Genomic DNA, 16,880 nt, shown 5'->3' with positions numbered 1-16,880 from the left:
CAGAGGGGGAACTTGCTCCAAGGTCAATAAGTCAACCCAATCCAGAGACACACACCATGAACCGCTTCGTCATCCTCTCCGGCTGCTCTGGCGGCGGAAAATCGACCCTACTCTCAGCCCTCAAAGCCAAAGGCTATGCCACCATAGACGAGCCGGGTCGCCGCATTGTGGCGCAAGAACAAGCGGCCGATGGAGCCGCTCTGCCGTGGATCAACATGGCCGCCTTTGCCCAACGCGCCATCACCATGGCACTGGAAGACCGAGAAAGAGCAGTATCCCTCCCCGGCTGGGTCTTCTTCGATCGCAGCCTGATCGACGCTAGCTCCGCCCTGAAAACCGAAACCGGCGATGAGGCCCAATTAAACGCCCTCAAACATCAACACCGCTACCACACCCGCGTTTTCCTCACCCCACCATGGCCCGAGATTTACCAGCAAGATGCGGAGCGCCAACATGATCTAACGGCGGCAGAACAGGAATATCAGCGCCTGCTCACCACCTATCCGGCACTTGGGTATGAGGTCGTGGTTTTGCCCAAGGTGAGCGTTGAACAGCGGGTGGAGTTTGTTTTGACCAGACTTGAAATGACCAAATGACGTCACACAGCTATTACACCGCCCAGTCAATTTGACCGTCAGCAATCATCTCCTGTTTAAAAGAACGATCACGACCGCATCTTACCAGCAACCGAAGATGTGCTCTTCAGAAGCTTGTCAACGAGTCGAAACGTCTCACGGTCAACCGACATGTAACAATGTGCCTGAATAAGGGGGCGATCAATCCATGGACGAACACGCTCCGGCGCATTCAGCGCAAGATGAAATAGCACGGTTCTCATATAAAAATGGCTGCTATTGCCATAAATATCGCTGCTGCTGCTACCTCCGTTTGAACTGGGTAGCCAACCAGTCTCCATCATTTTTTCTAGAATTTCGTCTTCATCGATGTGATGGATAAAGAAGAAAAGCAAGTGGCAACCCTTTGCCAGTGAAAAATGATCAAGGCCTTGTAAGAACCAATCAACGGTTGGCCCGTAGTTCGAATAAAGATGCAAACCATAAGCGTGCCTTGCGCTCAGAAGTGCTGCCCTGTAGCGCGGGTGTTCATGGCCGAAATCAGCGACCCTCAAGTGCTCTTCAACTGTCAAACGTTCCTTGAAAACGATTTCCATGATTTCCGGCAAATCGCGAATGCCAAAATGAGATTGCGCACCAGCCCTGAACAAAGGGAATGCGAACGTACCCAACATTGCAAATACCTTGTCGGCCTTCTCGGTTGGAAGGTCACGCGCGGCCTGCATGAATGGCTCGCCATAGCCCGCCTTGACAAGACGCCAAATCAAATTAACCGCATCACCATAGCCTTCAGCACCCTCGAAAATTGGAAAGCCATCCTCGAGTCTCTGATGGCGTTCCGTGTACCACTCTCTCCAAATGGGTGGCGGTTGATGGTCTGCAACAAGCTGCACAGCGCGTTTGATATCAACAGTCCCAGCATCGCGAACATCATAGGCAAAAGCAGCAATATGAGGACTGCGCCAATGTTTACGGTAATTGCGGGAGAAAACGAGATGCAAAGGCACTCTATTTTCTTCGAACTCACGTCTGCGCTCTGCCCAGCGACCATCATCAAACGCCGTCGCCGCCGCAAGTCTGAGCTCTTGCTCCACACTTTTACCACACAAGCCGCGAATACGCACAACCTTCGTTCCTGGTTCGATGAGCGTTTTGGTCAAATTGCATTTCTTTCGCGCCTTGCCTTTGTAAATTCCATCTTGAAGAAATGCGAATGTTGTCTGATCCGGGTCTGTGTAGTTGACAATCTTGCCCTCAATATCATCCAGAAATTTTTGATACTCAGGCGTTTTTACCAGATCAGCCAACCATTCATGCTGGCGCGTTTCTCTGTTCCAGACATCATCCTTTTCTGGATCAACAAAAAAGCGAAATGTAAGGTGATAGCCAATCCTCACCAAAGCCTTTGCCGTACGAAGCGCACGATCATTGTCTCCAACCCCTGCCAACACACAGATCGCGTTGAAGATGAAATTTTGACCGTCCCGGATTGGACTTTCGAGATAGCGTTCAAGCTTTTCATCGAGCAAAGGAAGCGCCCGTTCCGGCATGTTTGCATTTAGCGCATTCATTAAAATAAGCGATTCGAACTCTCGCACGGATTCCAGGCGGTCATCCATCGGACCAAGCAAGAGCGTCTTTTCTTGCTGCTCCAACACCCATGCCGGGTCATAAACAAACGGTCCATAGGCATTGATTGCCGGATGGGACAACACCTCTGAAACAAGCGCATCATCGAGAGAGTTGTCACGCCAATCCTCCCGCCGATGGGGCTTAAACTTCAGAATCCATTCTGGTGTTTCGGCTTGTTGCTCACGCTCGAGCCAATCCAAAATAAACGGTATATGGAGAAAATTGAAATGACTCAGCAAGGTTGTCATTGGAAGATCGTGCGGCTCGTACCGATATACGACACGAAACAGGTCGCCCAGTTCCAAAAGAAACGGAGCCATGTCAGCATGCCGACTGGCACGCCTCAAGGCCTGCAAAACACATAACGCCGCCACGCCAACAATGGCCGGGGGCTTTTTATAGCTTTCTCGATCATGACCATCGGCAAGGTCTTTAAAAGCATCAGCCCAACCACCAAAGGCATGAAGCAAAGCGTTATCTGGTGCCACCTCATCAAGGCAGGCTAGCAAAGCAGATGAAAGGGTTCTGGCCGCATTTTCAGAAATGTCGCTCATGTCCTGCCTCTCAATATAAGTAGATCTCAATTCTCAAATTCGAAATTTCTATTAATTTTCATGACAACGACAACTTAGAGCAACAAACTCAACCTTCCATAGCGAAGGAATTTGTATCGGAAGCAAAAAACACAAACAGCCGCAAAGCTCTCACTTTGCGGCTGCAAAATCTCTCATCTCTTTTAGGTCAGCCACACCGGCCAACCCTACCCCATCAAGCAGCCAAAGCCTTGGCGTCCATCGGAATCTCCACGTCGATTTCCAGAATCGACACATGCTCATCGCGGTCCACTTTCACGCGGACCTTGTCGGCATCGACCTGAACGTGTTTGGCAATCACGGCCAGAATTTCCTCGCGCAGAATGGCCACGAGGTCGGAGCCTTGGGAGGCGCGCTCGTGGGCGAGCAGCACTTGCAGGCGCTCCCGCGCCATCGGCGCAGTTTGGGGCTTGCGGAAAAGGTTGAAAATGCTCATGCGGCCCTCCGGGAGAAAATCTTGCCGAGCAAACCGCGCTTTTCGCCAGGCATCGACACAGGAAGGTCTTCACCAGCCAAACGACGGGCGGCTTCGAAATAGGCGGTGGCAGCAGCGCTCTTGGTGTCGGCCAGTGTCACGGGTGCGCCCATGTTGGAGGCTTTCAACACATCCATGCTTTCCGGGATAATGCCCAGAAGCGGGATGGAAAGGATTTCCAGCACGTCTTCCACCTTCAGCATATCGCCGCGCTGGGCGCGGGTTGCATCGTAGCGGGTCAGCAGCAGGTGCTTTTCCATCCGCTCGCCGCGCTCGGCCTTCACGGTCTTGCTATCCAAAAGGCCAATGATGCGGTCAGAGTCGCGCACCGACGACACTTCCGGGTTGGTGACAACCACGGCCACATCGGCATGACGCATGGCCAGCGTCGCGCCGCGCTCGATGCCGGCGGGGCTATCGCAAACCACCCAGTCAAAATGCTTTTTCAGCTCTGCAATCACCCATTCCACACCTTCGGGTGTGAGATTGTCCTTATCGCGCGTTTGCGAGGCGGGCAGCAGGAACAGGGTGTCCAGCCGCTTGTCACGGATCAGCGCCTGCGTCAGCTTGGCATCACCCTGAATGACGTTGACCAGATCGTAAACAACCCGGCGCTCAGCACCCATCACCAAATCGAGATTGCGCAAGCCGACATCGAAATCCACAACGACAACTTTTTCGCCGCGCTGGGCGAGTGCTGCGCCAAGGGCGGCCGTGGATGTGGTTTTGCCAACCCCACCCTTGCCTGATGTCACAACAATGACCTTCCCCATCTTGCTCTCCTGTCTTTCGCCGCTCTGTCATTTGCAGAAGGCGGCCAAGCTGCTGGTATTTTTTTTAAAACCCGGCTGATGCCGAATCAAACTCGTTAAACGTGATAGCCAACAAAGGCGGCGTCAAACTGACCTCACGCCATTTTCGCAGCTCTAATAGCGTCGCCTTCCAGCCAAAGCTGAACCGGCTTGCCCAGCAATTCGGGCGGCAGATCCTCGGCCATTTTATAAATGCCGTCGATGGCCACCAACTCAGCCTCCATCTTGCGGCAAAAAATCCGCGCCGTGGAATTGCCAACCGAGCCGGCCATGGCCCTGCCCCGCAAGGCACCGTAAATATGGATCGAGCCGCCCGCGATGATCTCGGCACCCGATGACACCGCACCCAGCACCGTGACATCGCCTTCGGTAAAAATCACCGATTGGCCAGAGCGAACCGCCTCAGGGATCATCAGCGATTGAACAACGCTTCGCACCTCTGGCGCGCGTTCTTCCGGTACCGTTTCTGGCTCGGCTTGCGGCTGATCTTTTTCAATCTGTTCTGCCGCAGGCTCCGGAGCGGCCTTGGGCACCTCAACGTCAGAAACGGGACGGCCACCCTTGAGGATGGGCGGCATGCCGCGTTCCACCATCGATGGCTTGGCACCTTCCAACCCCATAATGCTGACATTGCGGCTGGCCAGCTTGGCAATCAGGTCTTTCAACTGATCCCGATCAATCGCAAGGTCCGCGACATCAAGCACCACCGGCCGGCCCAAAAAGAAACCAGCCGAGCGCGAGGCAAGGTCATCCAGCCGCTCAAGCCACTGATCCACCGGCAGATCCGGCGAGAGCACAACCGCCAAAAATGACCGGCCTTTTATTCTGATGGAACGTGGTTCTGTTAGCACTTTGGTCATCTTCGTAAACAAATCATTGACGAGTTTTACGGCTGATTTGGTTAACAAAAGGTTAACGCCTCACGCTAAGTGAGGCCGAAGTGAGCTCAAGCGAGAATGAAAAACTGATACGCCCGCTGTAAACAGCGCATTTTGCCAAAATGGATTTTATCATTACATCCTACTGCATAATTCCTTAAATCGGAATCGCTTTAAGGTGAAACTTATGCAGCAGATATAGAGTGTTACTTTGAGCCTTTGTGCGCCATAAATGGCGCAGGCGCTGTGAAAGATTGCAGCAATGAAATTCAATCGATCAGCCAGTTCAAAACAAAAAAGCCCGGCACAGGGCCGGGCTTTTCTGGTGCGTTAACACTTAACCAGACTATTCGTTCTGGAAATAAGAGTATTTGCCGTCGTCACCCTTCTTCCAAGTGTACATCACGTAGTCAGGACGGGTGATGTCGCCCTTGGCGTCAAAGCCGATCGGACCAATAACGGTCTTGAACGGACCCTTTGCCTTCATGGCTTCAGCAACCTTTTCAGGGTCAAGCGTGTTGCCTGCCTTGGCAGCTTCGGCAATGATCTGAAGGGCAGCATAGGAATAGAGCGTGTAGGCTTCAGGCTCGAAACCAGCAGCGCGGAACTTCTTGACCACTTCCTGAGCGTCTGGGTTCTTGCGTGGATCTGGTGGGAAGGTCATCAACGTGCCGTTAACAGCGTCACCAGCAATAGAGGCCAACTCGTTGGAGGTGATGCCATCGCCAGACATCATGGTTGCCTTCACGCCCTGGTCAGCCAGCTGACGCAGGATAAGACCGGCTTCCGTGTGCAGACCACCGTAGTAGATCACCGAAACGCCAGCTTCCTTCAGCTTTGCAATCAGAGCCGAATAGTCCTTTTCGCCGGGAGTGATGCCTTCGTAGATCACTTCCTTGACGCCAAGTTTGTTCAAAGTCTTCTTGGTTTCATCGGCAAGGCCCTGACCATAAGGGGTCTTGTCGTGAACGAAGGCTACCTTGGCACCCTTGAACTTATCAAAGATATACTGGCCGGCAACTGCACCCTGCTGGTCATCGCGGCCGCAGGTGCGGAAGGTGTTCCACATGCCACGCTCGGTGAACTTCGGGTTGGTCGAGGCCGGTGTGATCTGCAAAATGCCGTTTTCAGCATAAACGTCTGAAGACGGGATAGACACGCCGGAGTTGAAGTTGCCGATGACGAATTTCACGCCGTCAGCCACAAACTTGTTGGCAACCGAAATACCCTGCTTCGGGTCGGAAACGTCATCACCCAGCTCGATCTTGATCTTTTCGCCGTTGATGCCACCCGCTGCGTTGATGTCAGCAGCAGCTTGCTCTGCACCCTTTTGCAGCTGTGCGCCAAACGCAGCGTTCGGGCCTGTCAGAGGACCAGCCACGCCGACAAGGATATCGGCCTTGGCGGCACCACTGAAGGCGACCATAGCCGACAAAGCTACGGCCGAAAGAAGCGACTTCTTCATTCTGAGACTCCCAGTTTTTGAGGCGGGTTTGTTTCGAATTCCAACACAACACCCACCAAGATTGCGCCGGTAAACTGCTCCACTCTTCACAGCGCTTTAAGTTCGAAAATTCGACCAAAGAGCGCTGTAACACTTTAAATCTTCTGGATAATTTTTGACCTAAAGCAATTCAGGCTTCAGGAATTATACAGTTGCATTCTTCGTGTTCTTTCCACCATCAAAGGCGAGAAAAACCAGCATGTCAATCTTTCTTCTTCCAAGACAATGAAGAAGTACGATCATACAGCCAATAGTAATTGTTGGTCATCTGATCTGTGCGGCGCAAGCGGAAGCCAACCACCGCAAAAGCCAGCAAAACCACAAAATCAATCAGGTAAAGCGGTGCATCCAGCATGCCGCCGTTGAACAGTGCATGATGCAGGAAACGCATCACGAATGCCAAAAGCAGCGTGTAGACAACGATCCGACCATAGCCTTCCCAATTTTCTGCAACAGCCTTGCCGGTACGCCACGCGGTCCAGAAGCCGAGCAGTACCACCAGAAAGCGCAGAACGATGCGAACCGGATCTGGCTCAGCGTCAAAAAAAAGTCCCTGCATCTCAAATTCCCCTTCCGCCGCTCAATTCTGACCGCGGATTATCCGAAAACCGCTGCACACTTTTCGGTCCACTGTTCAATGACGTCCGCCTTCAAGATAGGCCGCCCGCACCTGTGGATCGGCCAGCAACTCCTTGCCAGAACCGCTCATGGTCACACGGCCATTGACCATCACATAGGCCCGGTCTGACAGTTTCAGCGCGGCAAACGCATTCTGCTCGACCAGAAACACGGTGAGCCCCTCTTCCTGATTGAGCTTTTTGATCGCCTCGAAAATGCCCTTGACGATCAGCGGTGCAAGACCAAGCGACGGCTCATCCAGCAGAAGCAGTTTCGGGCGGGCCATCAAGGCGCGGCCGATGGACAACATCTGCTGTTCACCACCCGAGAGCGTGCCGCCGCGCTGGCTCTGGCGCTCTTTCAGGCGCGGAAACAGGGCAAAGATCTTCTCGATATCCTCATGGAAATATTTGAGGTTATCAAGACCTGCGCCCATTTGCAGATTTTCCATCACCGTCATGCGCGGAAAAATCCGCCGCCCTTCTGGCGATTGCGCAATGCGCTCACGGGCAATCAAATGGGTGGGCATTTTGGTAATATCCACACCATCGAAGATGATCTTGCCAGCGCGCGCCTGCGGGCTGCCGCAGATGGTCATCATCAGCGTGGATTTACCCGCGCCATTGGCACCGATCAGACTGACGATTTCGCCTCTGTTGACCTCAACGCTCACGCCATCCAAGGCGCGGATGTTGCCGTAGAATGTTTCGACAGACTGTACTTTCAAAAGTGCATCACCGGCCATCAGACATTGCCTCCGGCAATCGCTTCCACATCTGAAATCGCTTCATCCAATTCTTCATCCTCAACCCCCAGATAGGCCGCAATCACCTTGGGGTCATTTTGCACATGCGCAGGCGTGCCATCGGAAATCTTCTGGCCATATTCCAACACCACAACATGATCGGAAATTTCCATCACCACCGACATATCATGCTCGATCAGCATGATAGAGGTGCCGACGTCATCGCGAATGCCGTTGAGCAAAGTGTTCAGCGCCAGGGACTCGCGTGGATTGAGCCCCGCTGCCGGTTCATCGAGACACAAAAGCTCTGGCCCGGTGCACATGGCACGGGCAATTTCCAGCCGGCGCTGCGCGCCATAGGGCAAATCACCGGCCGGATCATCGGCACGATCAATCAACTCGGCCTTTTCCAGCCAATATCTGGCATTCTCGATCGATTTCTCCTCGGCCTTTTTATAGGCTGGAAGCCCAAGCAAACCTAAAATCGTATAGCCAGACGCCTTCATCAGCGTGTTATGCTGGGCCACCAGCAGGTTTTCCAAAACAGTCAGACCCGAAAACAAACGGATATTCTGGAACGTGCGGGCAACCTTGGCCTTTTTCGGAATTTCAAAATCCGACAACCGTTCAAGGAGGAATTCCTTGCCCGATTTCTGCGTCATGGTGATCATGCCCATCGTGGGTTTGTAGAACCCTGTGATACAGTTGAACACCGTGGTTTTTCCGGCACCGTTCGGGCCAATCAGAGCCGTAATTTCACCGCGCTTTGCTTCGAACGACAGGTCGTTGATGGCCATGAGGCCACCAAATTTCATCGACAGATGTTCGACCTTCAGAATTGCGTCTTTGCTCATATTTTTGATTCCGGAGGTCATCAGCCATGCCCCTCCTTGGTGAAGCTACCCGAGACGGCTTTTCGTTCTTTCAGGAAGGCCGTCGGCTCTCGTGTTCCGACAAAACCGCGCGGCTTGAACAGCATGACCACCACCATGGCAATCCCGAACAGCAACATGCGGTAAAGCTCAGGCGTGAAGTCTGGTCCAAACACATGCTTGAGGAAGTCCATATCGCGCAGCAGTTCGGTACCGCCAATCATCACAACAGCAGCAACAGCGATACCGGTCAGCGATCCCATGCCGCCCAGAACCACAATCGCCAGAATGACAGCGGATTCGAGGAACACAAAGCTTTCTGGTGAGACAAAGCCCTGACGTGCGGCAAAGAACGAGCCTGCAAACCCACCAAACATGGCCCCCGTTGCAAAGGCGGTCAGCTTGGTGGTGACGGTGTTGATGCCGAGCGACCGGCAAGCAATTTCATCCTCACGCAACGCTTCCCAAGCGCGGCCAATCGGCATACGGCGAAGGCGAATGGTGACATAGGCCGTCAACATGCACAGCGCCAATGCGAGATAGAACAGGAAGATCTTGTAATAGGCCGAGGACATCGACAGGCCAAAGGTCTTGGCAAATCCATGCGCCGAGGCATCAAACGGCATGCCAAACAGGGTTGCTTTTGGAATGCTCGACACGCCAAAAGTGCCTTGCGTCACATCTGTCCAGTTGATCAGCACCAGACGGATGATTTCGCCAAACGCCAGCGTGACAATGGCCAGATAGTCGCCGCGCAAGCGCAACACCGGAAAGCCAAGGACAATCCCCCACAGGGCTGCGAAAATGCCCGACAGCGGCAGAAGAAGCCAGAATGACAGACCGAAATGCTGTGACAGCAGGGCGTAGGAATAGGCACCCACCGCATAGAAGGCCACATAACCCAGGTCGAGCAGACCGGCGAGACCCACAACGATATTGAGGCCCCATGCCAGCATCACGTAAATCAGGATCTGGATGCCGAAGTTATCGACATATTTCAGCGAGCCTTGCGTGCCGACCAGAAACAGGATGACCGGCGGGTACAAAATCAAGGCCACCAGCGCAATTTTGAGAAAATGCGTCTTGAAATAGGAAGGTTTTGGCGCGTCCAGCGACGCCGGCTTTAGGGAAGCCCGCATTTTGCGCGCTTTGGCCCATGGAGCAAAAAATGCAACAATCGCAAACCGGCCAAAAAAGGCGATGGCAACAAAGATCGCCAGCAATCCGGGGCGCGTGTACCAGATCAACTCATTGTTGATATTCTGGTCGGTCTTGACGCCGATATAGAGGATGAACATGCCCAGCGCGATCACGCCAGCAAACAGAGCCTCTTTGAAGGCCCGCACCATCAGGCCATCGGTTTTGGTCACAGCAGTATCAGTTGAGGACATGGATCAGACCTTCTCCACTTCGGGACGGCCCAAAATGCCGGTTGGTTTAAAAATCAACACAAAAGCCAGAATGCCAAACGTGGCAACGTCCTTGTAGGCGATGGTGAAATAGGCAGACCACAGCGATTCGATCAGGCCGATCAACAGACCACCCAAAACAGCGCCGGGCAGCGAGCCAATGCCGCCGAGAACGGCTGCCGTAAACGCCTTGACACCCGGAATGAAGCCATCGGTAAACGAAGCAACGCCGTAATACATCAGATACATGGTACCTGCCACAGCCGCCAGCGCCGCCCCCATAACGAAGGTCACTGAAATGGTCTTATCGACATCCACACCGAGCAAAGCCGCCATTTTGCGGTCTTGCTCGGTGGCGCGCTGGGCGCGGCCAAGGGGCGTCTTATTGACGATATACCAAAACGCGGCCAGCAAAACGGCCGTGACCGCCACAATGATCAATTGCTTCAGTGCAATGGTAATGCCGCCGAAATGATAGATATCATTGACCAGAGCCGGAATAGGCTTGTTGCGCGGGCCTTGAGCAACCTGAATAAAGTTGGACAAGGCGATGGACATGCCGATCGCCGTGATCAGCGGTGCCAGGCGAAATGAGCCGCGCAAGGGACGATAGGCAACGCGCTCGATTGTCCAGTTCCACAGACCGGTCATCAGCATCGAGACAACCAGCATGATCAACAATGCAAGCGCCACCGGGATGCCCGCAAAAAATGTTGTCAAAACCAGAAAAACGATCAATGCCGCAAAACCACCGAGCATGAAAATATCGCCATGGGCGAAGTTGATCATGCCGATAATACCATAGACCATGGTATAGCCAATTGCCACGAGCCCATAGATGGACCCGAGCGTAAGCCCATTAATGAGCTGCTGGATGAAGTAATCCATACAATATCCCCTGAATGTCCGTGTAGAACGGCATTCCTTGTTTGTCCCGTTCGGGTTCTTCGTGTTGGTGCAATTTGTTATCGCTTTCGCGCCAAATGTGAAGCCCAAATGAAAAAGAAAGCGCTTTTTTCTGTCAATTGCTCATTTTCGGTGCATATCTGAAAGAATCTCGGCAGAAAATTCAAATTTTCGCTTAAAAAACGCGCATGCGTTGTGGAAAAAAATTCCCACAAGTGATTGAAATGAAAAAACATCACCAAAGAAAGCGAGAAATTTTCAACGGGCTCGGGGACACTGTGGATTAGATTGAAAGTGTTACAGCACTGTTCGCCCCATTTGGCGAACGGTGCTTTGTTATCACGCTTGAGCGAAAGCCGCTGTCAGAGAAAACGACCGGCCGGCCTGCAGAATGTCTTCAAAGAAAAAGCGCGCGTAAGAGCGCGGAACAACCAGTTCAAAAACGTCATCGGCAATGCGCGCCAGATTGATACGCACCTGGCCGTAGAGCGTATTGGTCGATTGGTTGATCGAAAACACGGCAGGGTGCAGATCCACGGCTGTGCCCTTGGCCAGCACCGCTCTTGCATTGGGGCCAGAAAGCCTCGCCACAACAGAGGCATGGCTCTGATCAACCCAGGGCACACCGGCATTTTTCAGCTCTGCTGTCACCGCATCCAATTCTGTCTCATTGAGGACCAGCAGGCACTCGAACGGCCCACAAATGCGCAAGACCCCATCTGGCAGAGCCGAAAGAGCTTCAGGCGCAGCGATGATCGAGAGAACAGCGGGCCGTCGCAAAATGCTCATATGATCCCCATCACGAAGAGATGCGGGTGCTGGCGTTGGCATCAAATCCTCAAGCGGATGTCTTTGAATGAAATCCATCTTGCGCTTCCTTATCCGTGCAATTTCTGACCAGCGGGATCGACAAACACCGGCTCGCAGATGGTTGCCAACACCTCATGACCATGCAAACCATCCCAAACCGTGATTTTCTCACCCATCCGCTCCCGGCCGGATTTCAGCAGTGCCAGACCAATACAGCAATCCAGCGTCGGGGAATGACAGACCGAGGTAACGTGGCCCTGATCGTTGAGCAAGGACGGGCGGGCACCTTCTTTCAACAAATGCGCGCCCACTTTGAAACTGTCCTCGGCGTCCACCGGCTTAAGCCCGACCAGTTGATAGCGATCGGCTGCCGTCAGGCCAAAGCGGCTGGACAGGCGCTTGCCAATAAAATCGGGCTTGGTGTCTGCAAACATACGTCCCAATCCCAGATCATCCGGTGTCACCGTGCCATCAATTTCGCTGTGGGTGACAAAACCTTTTTCAATGCGCAGCACATTCATGGCCTCGACGCCATAGGCGCAGATGCCGTGATGTCTCCCGATCTCCATCAGAGCATCAGCCACCGCCTCGCCAAAACCGGCCGGCACCGCCAGCTCATAGGCCAGCTCACCTGAAAAGGAGATGCGAAACAGCCGCGCCCGCAATCCGCCTTTCAGCGTCACCTCTTTTGCTGCGAGAGCGGGGAATGCCGCATTGGAAATATCGTCTTCCACCAGCTTTTGCAAAATCACCCGCGATTTTGGCCCCGCCAGCGCCATTTGCGCCCATTGGTCTGAAACAGACAAAAGCTTCACATCCAGATCCGGCCACAGCACTTGGGCTGCAAATTCCAGATGGCTCATCACCTCGCGGGCATAGGCCGTGGTGGTGGAGATCAGATAGTGGTTTTGCCCCAAGCGGCTTAACGTGCCGTCATCCATCACCATGCCGTCTTCGCGCAGCATCAGGCCGTAGCGGGCCTTGCCAATCGGCAGTTTCAGCACCGGGTTACAATAGATCCGGTTGAGAAATTGCGCCGCATCCTTGCCAAACAGCTCAATTTTGCCAAGCGTTGACACATCACACAAACCGGCATTGGCGCGCACATTCAACACCTCCCGGTCCACACTCTCGCGCCAACTGGTTTCATCACTGCGCGCAAACCAGCTGGCGCGATACCAGAGGCCGGATTCCACAAATTCGGCACCGTTTTTCTGCGCCCAGCCATGCAGCGGCGAGGTGCGAACCGGCCTTGTGCGTTCAGTGCGGCTGGTGCCCGCCATGGCCCCCATGGAGACGGGCGTGTAGAATGGCCGAAATGTCGTGGTGCCAACGGCGGCGGGCGAGATGCCGCGCATGCCTGCAATAATGCCCACGGCGTTGACGTTACCAAGCTTGCCCTGATCGGTGGCCATGCCGGTGGTGGTATAGCGCTTGGAATGCTCAACAAAGCCCATGGCTTCGCGCTCTGCGAGGCTCAAATCGCCGATATGAACATCGTTTTGAAAATCAACAAAAGCCTTGCCGATCGAGCCGGTGACATACCATAGCGGCGCAAAAGAGCTATCATAGTCTCCCTCGACCTCCGACAACGGCATTTTTTTGACCTTGAAGCCAAGGTCTTTCGCAACATCGCTCGCCTTGGCCGCACCATCGCGAAGGCAATCCGGCAAGCTGGCATGGCCTGCGGCTGATCCAGCCACCATCAGCCCTGCGCCGGCATCGGGAGCGAGAAAGGCTTGCGCGGCATCCGACCACACCGGCTTTGCGCCGCGCTGGCAGGCCAGATGCACCACCGGGCTAAACCCGCCCGACATGGCCAGCGCATCACACCCAATCTCCTGCCTATGGCCCATGCGCTCGACAATCACGCTGGAAAGCCGACCACGACCTATCGTTCCCACCACGTTGGCACCGCGCAGAACACGCACCCCATCGGGCGCTTCATCCGCGGAGCTGGCACGCGGATCGATAATGGCCGCCACCTCGACACCAGCAGTCTGCAAATCAGCTGCCGTGCGGTAGCCCGCGCTGCCATTGGCGAAGATTGCCACGGAGCGACCCGCTGCAACACCATAGCGATTGAGGTAGGTGCGGACCGCCCCCGCTGTCATCACGCCGGGCCGGTCATTGCCGCCAAACACCAAGGGGCGCTCCTCTGCGCCGGTTGCCACAATGGCGCGCTTGGCAATGATCCGCCATAGCCGCTCCACGGGCCGATCGGGTGACGGCAGCTTGCTGTGCTTTTGCACCCGCTCCACCGCGCCAAACACATTGTCATCATACCAGCCAAACACCGTGGTGCGCGGCAACAGCGTGACATTGCTCAAGCTGCTCAATTCAGCCACAACCTGATCGGCAAAGGCGGATGCCGGTTGACCATCGATCTTGGTGGTTTCGCTCAACAGTGAACCACCCAGCGCAAAACTCTCGTCTGCCAGCACCACACGCAAACCTGCGCGCGCCGCCGTTCTCGCCGCCATCAACCCGGTCGGCCCGGCTCCCACCACCAGCAGATCGCAATGGGCCCAAATTTTCTCATAGGCATCGGGATCGGCCTGCATCGCCGCCTTGCCAAGGCCCGCGGCTTTGCGGATCAGCGGTTCATAGACTTTTTCCCAAAAACCCTTGGGCCACATAAAGGTCTTATAATAAAAACCCGCCCCCAGAAGTGGCGAAAACAACGCATTCAGCGCACCGATATCATAGCGCAGAGAGGGCCAGCAATTTTGGCTGCGGGCGCTCAAGCCGTCATACAGCTCTGCCATAGTGGCACGGGTGTTTGGGGTGCTACGCCCTTGCGCACCAATGCTGACCAGCGCATTGGGCTCGGCCGATCCCGCTGTGACAATGCCGCGTGGCCGATGATATTTGAAACTGCGGCCCACCAACAGCTGATCATTGGCCAAAAGCGCCGACGCCAGCGTATCGCCCTCAAAGCCGTCCATGGACTTGCCGTCGAAGGTGAATTTCAAGGGGCGGTCGCGCTTGATCAAGCCGCCGTTTTGCAAACGATAGCTGCTCATTGCTCCGCCTCTATCACTTTAGCGGAAACATCCGTCACAGAATAAACTTCGTGGCTCATGGCGTTGTCGCGCTCCACCACCAGCCAGCGGCGACAGCCTGCCGTGTGCTGCCAATGTTCAACACTACGGCCTTTCGGATTTTTGCGCACAAAGACATAGGAATACCATGCATCATCCGAGGCGCTGGCTTTGGGCCGCACCGGCGATGCATCACCGCGAATAGTGAATTCTTCTCTTGGGCGCACCCCGCAATGGGGGCAGGTGATCAGGCTTGCCATAGGATGTCTCGATAGAGTTTGTCAGGAAAAAGTGGAACCCGGTTTTTCTGACCAGACAAACGAAAAACAGGAAACTCTCGAATTCAGTGCAAATTGGGTTGCGGGCCTTTGCCGCTCTCGTTCACCGCAAAACCACGGCGAAAACGATCAAGCCGCAGCAGGCGGGCAACATGATGGTGTTCGTTTTTTGCAATCAGATGGGCAAAGCAAAGGCCAGACGCCGGCGTGGCTTTAAATCCGCCATAGCACCAGCCACCGTTGAGATAGAGATTATCAATCGGCGTGCGGTCAATAATCGGCGAGCCATCCATGGTCATATCCATCACCCCGCCCCAGGCACGCAACACACGCAAGCGCGACAGGCCGGGAATAAGAGATACCCCCTCCTCCATGGCGTGTTCCACCATGGCCAGATTGCCCCGCTGGGCATATGAAGAGTAGCCATCAATATCCGAGCCGAACACCAGACCGCCCTTATCAGACTGCGAAATATAGAAATGGCCGGATGCGCCAAAAGTGATGACATGATCAATCACCGGCTTGATGCCCTCCGAGACAAAAGCCTGCAAGACATGACTTTCAATCGGCAGCTCCAACCCGGCCATCTGGCCCACAATTGACGTATGCCCCGCCGCCGTCAAACCCAGCTTGTTGCAACCGATAAAACCCTTGCTGGTTTCGACACCCTCAACGCGGCCAGCTGCATCACGCCGAATGCCGGTGACTTCACAATTCTGGATCAAATCGACGCCGCGGCTATCGGCACCCCGGCCAAAGCCCCAGGCCACGGCATCGTGACGCACCGTGCCGCCGCGCTTTTGCAAAAGACCGCCCAAAATCGGAAAGCGGGCGTGGTCGAAATTCAGATAAGGCATCAGTTTTCGCACGGCATCGCGTTCAAGCATCTCGGCCTCGACCCCGTGCATTTTCATGGCATTGCCGCGCCGGGCATAGGCGTCGCGCTGACCATCGGAATGAAAAAGATCCATCACCCCACGCTGCGACACCATAGCATTGTAATTGAAATCCTGCTCCAAGCCTTCCCATAGCTTTAAGGACAGCTCGTAAAACGGCAAATTGCCATCCAGCAGATAATTGGAGCGGATAATCGTGGTGTTGCGCCCAACATTACCGGACCCAAGATAGGATTTTTCCAGCACCGCCACATTGGTGATGCCGTATTCTTTGGCCAGATAATAGGCTGTGGCCAAACCATGGCCGCCGCCGCCAACAATGACCACATCATAATGAGGTTTCGGCTCTGGCTCCCGCCACAGGGGCGTCCAATGCCGATTGCCGAAAAGAGCTTGTTTTACAAGCGAAAAAGCCGAATAGCGCATGCGTCGTCCTGTGAAATGCCACGGGCACATTGGCACAACAGCAAAAAATCACAAGCCAATGCAGGGGGCTACTGCGTAATTCCTTAAATCGGAAACGATTTAAGGTGAAAATGATGCCGAGAAAGCGGGGGAAACATCCAAATCAGCAGGCCAGTTTAGGGTTATCTTTACACATAACATGCTTCAAAGACGAGCGTGGGCATCTTGAACTTCAGTTTTTTAGTGACAAAGTATTCATCTCAAAGTAGAAAATCTGAACCGCCTGGAGCATCTGAACGGTGATGAAAGTTGAACAATACGGGTTTTTGCAAGCAAGTTAGTTATTTCATAAAATTACAAAGTGAGGGTATAACTGCTTCTCATGACGTTTGCGGGTAAAAAAACAAGTCGCCATTTGTGCACTCTGC

15 protein-coding genes are annotated in these 16,880 nt (G+C 54.1%); 1 reads left to right on the top strand and 14 read right to left on the bottom strand.

Features of this window, described 5'->3' with window-relative positions:
* Window positions 1-56: 56 nt before the first annotated feature.
* Window positions 57-596, top strand: a complete 540-nt coding sequence (locus BJF95_RS12200; protein WP_075639731.1) for an AAA family ATPase — start codon at window positions 57-59, stop codon at window positions 594-596.
* Between the two features lie 68 nt (window positions 597-664).
* On the opposite strand, the gene BJF95_RS12195 is transcribed toward BJF95_RS12200, so the two are convergent.
* The 14 genes from BJF95_RS12195 to BJF95_RS12130 all read right to left on the bottom strand — a co-directional run bounded on the left by BJF95_RS12195 (window position 665) and on the right by BJF95_RS12130 (window position 16,473).
* Window positions 665-2,761, bottom strand: a complete 2,097-nt coding sequence (locus BJF95_RS12195; RefSeq protein ID WP_075639730.1) for a hypothetical protein — start codon at window positions 2,759-2,761, stop codon at window positions 665-667.
* Window positions 2,762-2,975: 214 nt separating this feature from the next.
* Window positions 2,976-3,236, bottom strand: coding sequence for a cell division topological specificity factor MinE (minE, locus tag BJF95_RS12190; RefSeq protein ID WP_075639729.1), 261 nt, complete (start codon window positions 3,234-3,236; stop codon window positions 2,976-2,978).
* The gene (gene minD, locus BJF95_RS12185; protein WP_075639728.1) at window positions 3,233-4,048 is read right to left on the bottom strand and encodes a septum site-determining protein MinD; all 816 of its coding nucleotides are present in this window, start codon (window positions 4,046-4,048) and stop codon (window positions 3,233-3,235) included. The genes minE and minD overlap by 4 nt, the downstream gene beginning before the upstream one ends.
* Before the next feature lie 134 nt (window positions 4,049-4,182).
* On the bottom strand, window positions 4,183-4,947 hold the full coding sequence (gene minC, locus BJF95_RS12180; protein ID WP_075640307.1) for a septum site-determining protein MinC: 765 nt from the start codon (window positions 4,945-4,947) through the stop codon (window positions 4,183-4,185).
* Window positions 4,948-5,311: 364 nt separating this feature from the next.
* Window positions 5,312-6,430, bottom strand: a complete 1,119-nt coding sequence (locus BJF95_RS12175; RefSeq protein ID WP_075639727.1) for a branched-chain amino acid ABC transporter substrate-binding protein — start codon at window positions 6,428-6,430, stop codon at window positions 5,312-5,314.
* Between the two features lie 241 nt (window positions 6,431-6,671).
* Entirely contained in the window at window positions 6,672-7,028 is a 357-nt protein-coding gene (locus BJF95_RS12170) for a DUF6867 family protein (protein ID WP_075639726.1), read from the bottom strand.
* Between the two features lie 75 nt (window positions 7,029-7,103).
* Window positions 7,104-7,832, bottom strand: a complete 729-nt coding sequence (locus tag BJF95_RS12165) for an ABC transporter ATP-binding protein (protein ID WP_075639725.1) — start codon at window positions 7,830-7,832, stop codon at window positions 7,104-7,106.
* Window positions 7,832-8,707, bottom strand: coding sequence for an ABC transporter ATP-binding protein (locus BJF95_RS12160; protein WP_075639724.1), 876 nt, complete (start codon window positions 8,705-8,707; stop codon window positions 7,832-7,834). Before BJF95_RS12160 ends, BJF95_RS12165 begins: the two co-directional genes overlap by 1 nt.
* Complete coding sequence (gene livM / locus BJF95_RS12155; protein WP_075639723.1) at window positions 8,707-10,095, bottom strand: high-affinity branched-chain amino acid ABC transporter permease LivM; 1,389 nt, start codon at window positions 10,093-10,095, stop codon at window positions 8,707-8,709. The genes BJF95_RS12160 and livM overlap by 1 nt, the downstream gene beginning before the upstream one ends.
* 3 nt (window positions 10,096-10,098) lie before the next feature.
* Window positions 10,099-11,001, bottom strand: coding sequence for a branched-chain amino acid ABC transporter permease (locus BJF95_RS12150; protein ID WP_075639722.1), 903 nt, complete (start codon window positions 10,999-11,001; stop codon window positions 10,099-10,101).
* Window positions 11,002-11,358: 357 nt separating this feature from the next.
* The gene (locus BJF95_RS12145) at window positions 11,359-11,886 is read right to left on the bottom strand and encodes a sarcosine oxidase subunit gamma (protein WP_075639721.1); all 528 of its coding nucleotides are present in this window, start codon (window positions 11,884-11,886) and stop codon (window positions 11,359-11,361) included.
* An 11-nt stretch (window positions 11,887-11,897) separates the two neighbouring features.
* Window positions 11,898-14,855, bottom strand: coding sequence for a sarcosine oxidase subunit alpha family protein (locus tag BJF95_RS12140; RefSeq protein ID WP_075639720.1), 2,958 nt, complete (start codon window positions 14,853-14,855; stop codon window positions 11,898-11,900).
* Entirely contained in the window at window positions 14,852-15,133 is a 282-nt protein-coding gene (locus tag BJF95_RS12135) for a sarcosine oxidase subunit delta (RefSeq protein ID WP_075639719.1), read from the bottom strand. The genes BJF95_RS12140 and BJF95_RS12135 overlap by 4 nt, the downstream gene beginning before the upstream one ends.
* Before the next feature lie 83 nt (window positions 15,134-15,216).
* Entirely contained in the window at window positions 15,217-16,473 is a 1,257-nt protein-coding gene (locus BJF95_RS12130) for a sarcosine oxidase subunit beta family protein (protein ID WP_075639718.1), read from the bottom strand.
* Between the last annotated feature and the right edge of the window lie 407 nt (window positions 16,474-16,880).

Origin of the sequence: Rhizobium oryziradicis, from assembly GCF_001939045.1 — a bacterium.
Classification (GTDB): domain Bacteria; phylum Pseudomonadota; class Alphaproteobacteria; order Rhizobiales; family Rhizobiaceae; genus Allorhizobium; species Allorhizobium oryziradicis.
This window is presented reverse-complemented; position numbering and strand designations above follow the sequence as displayed.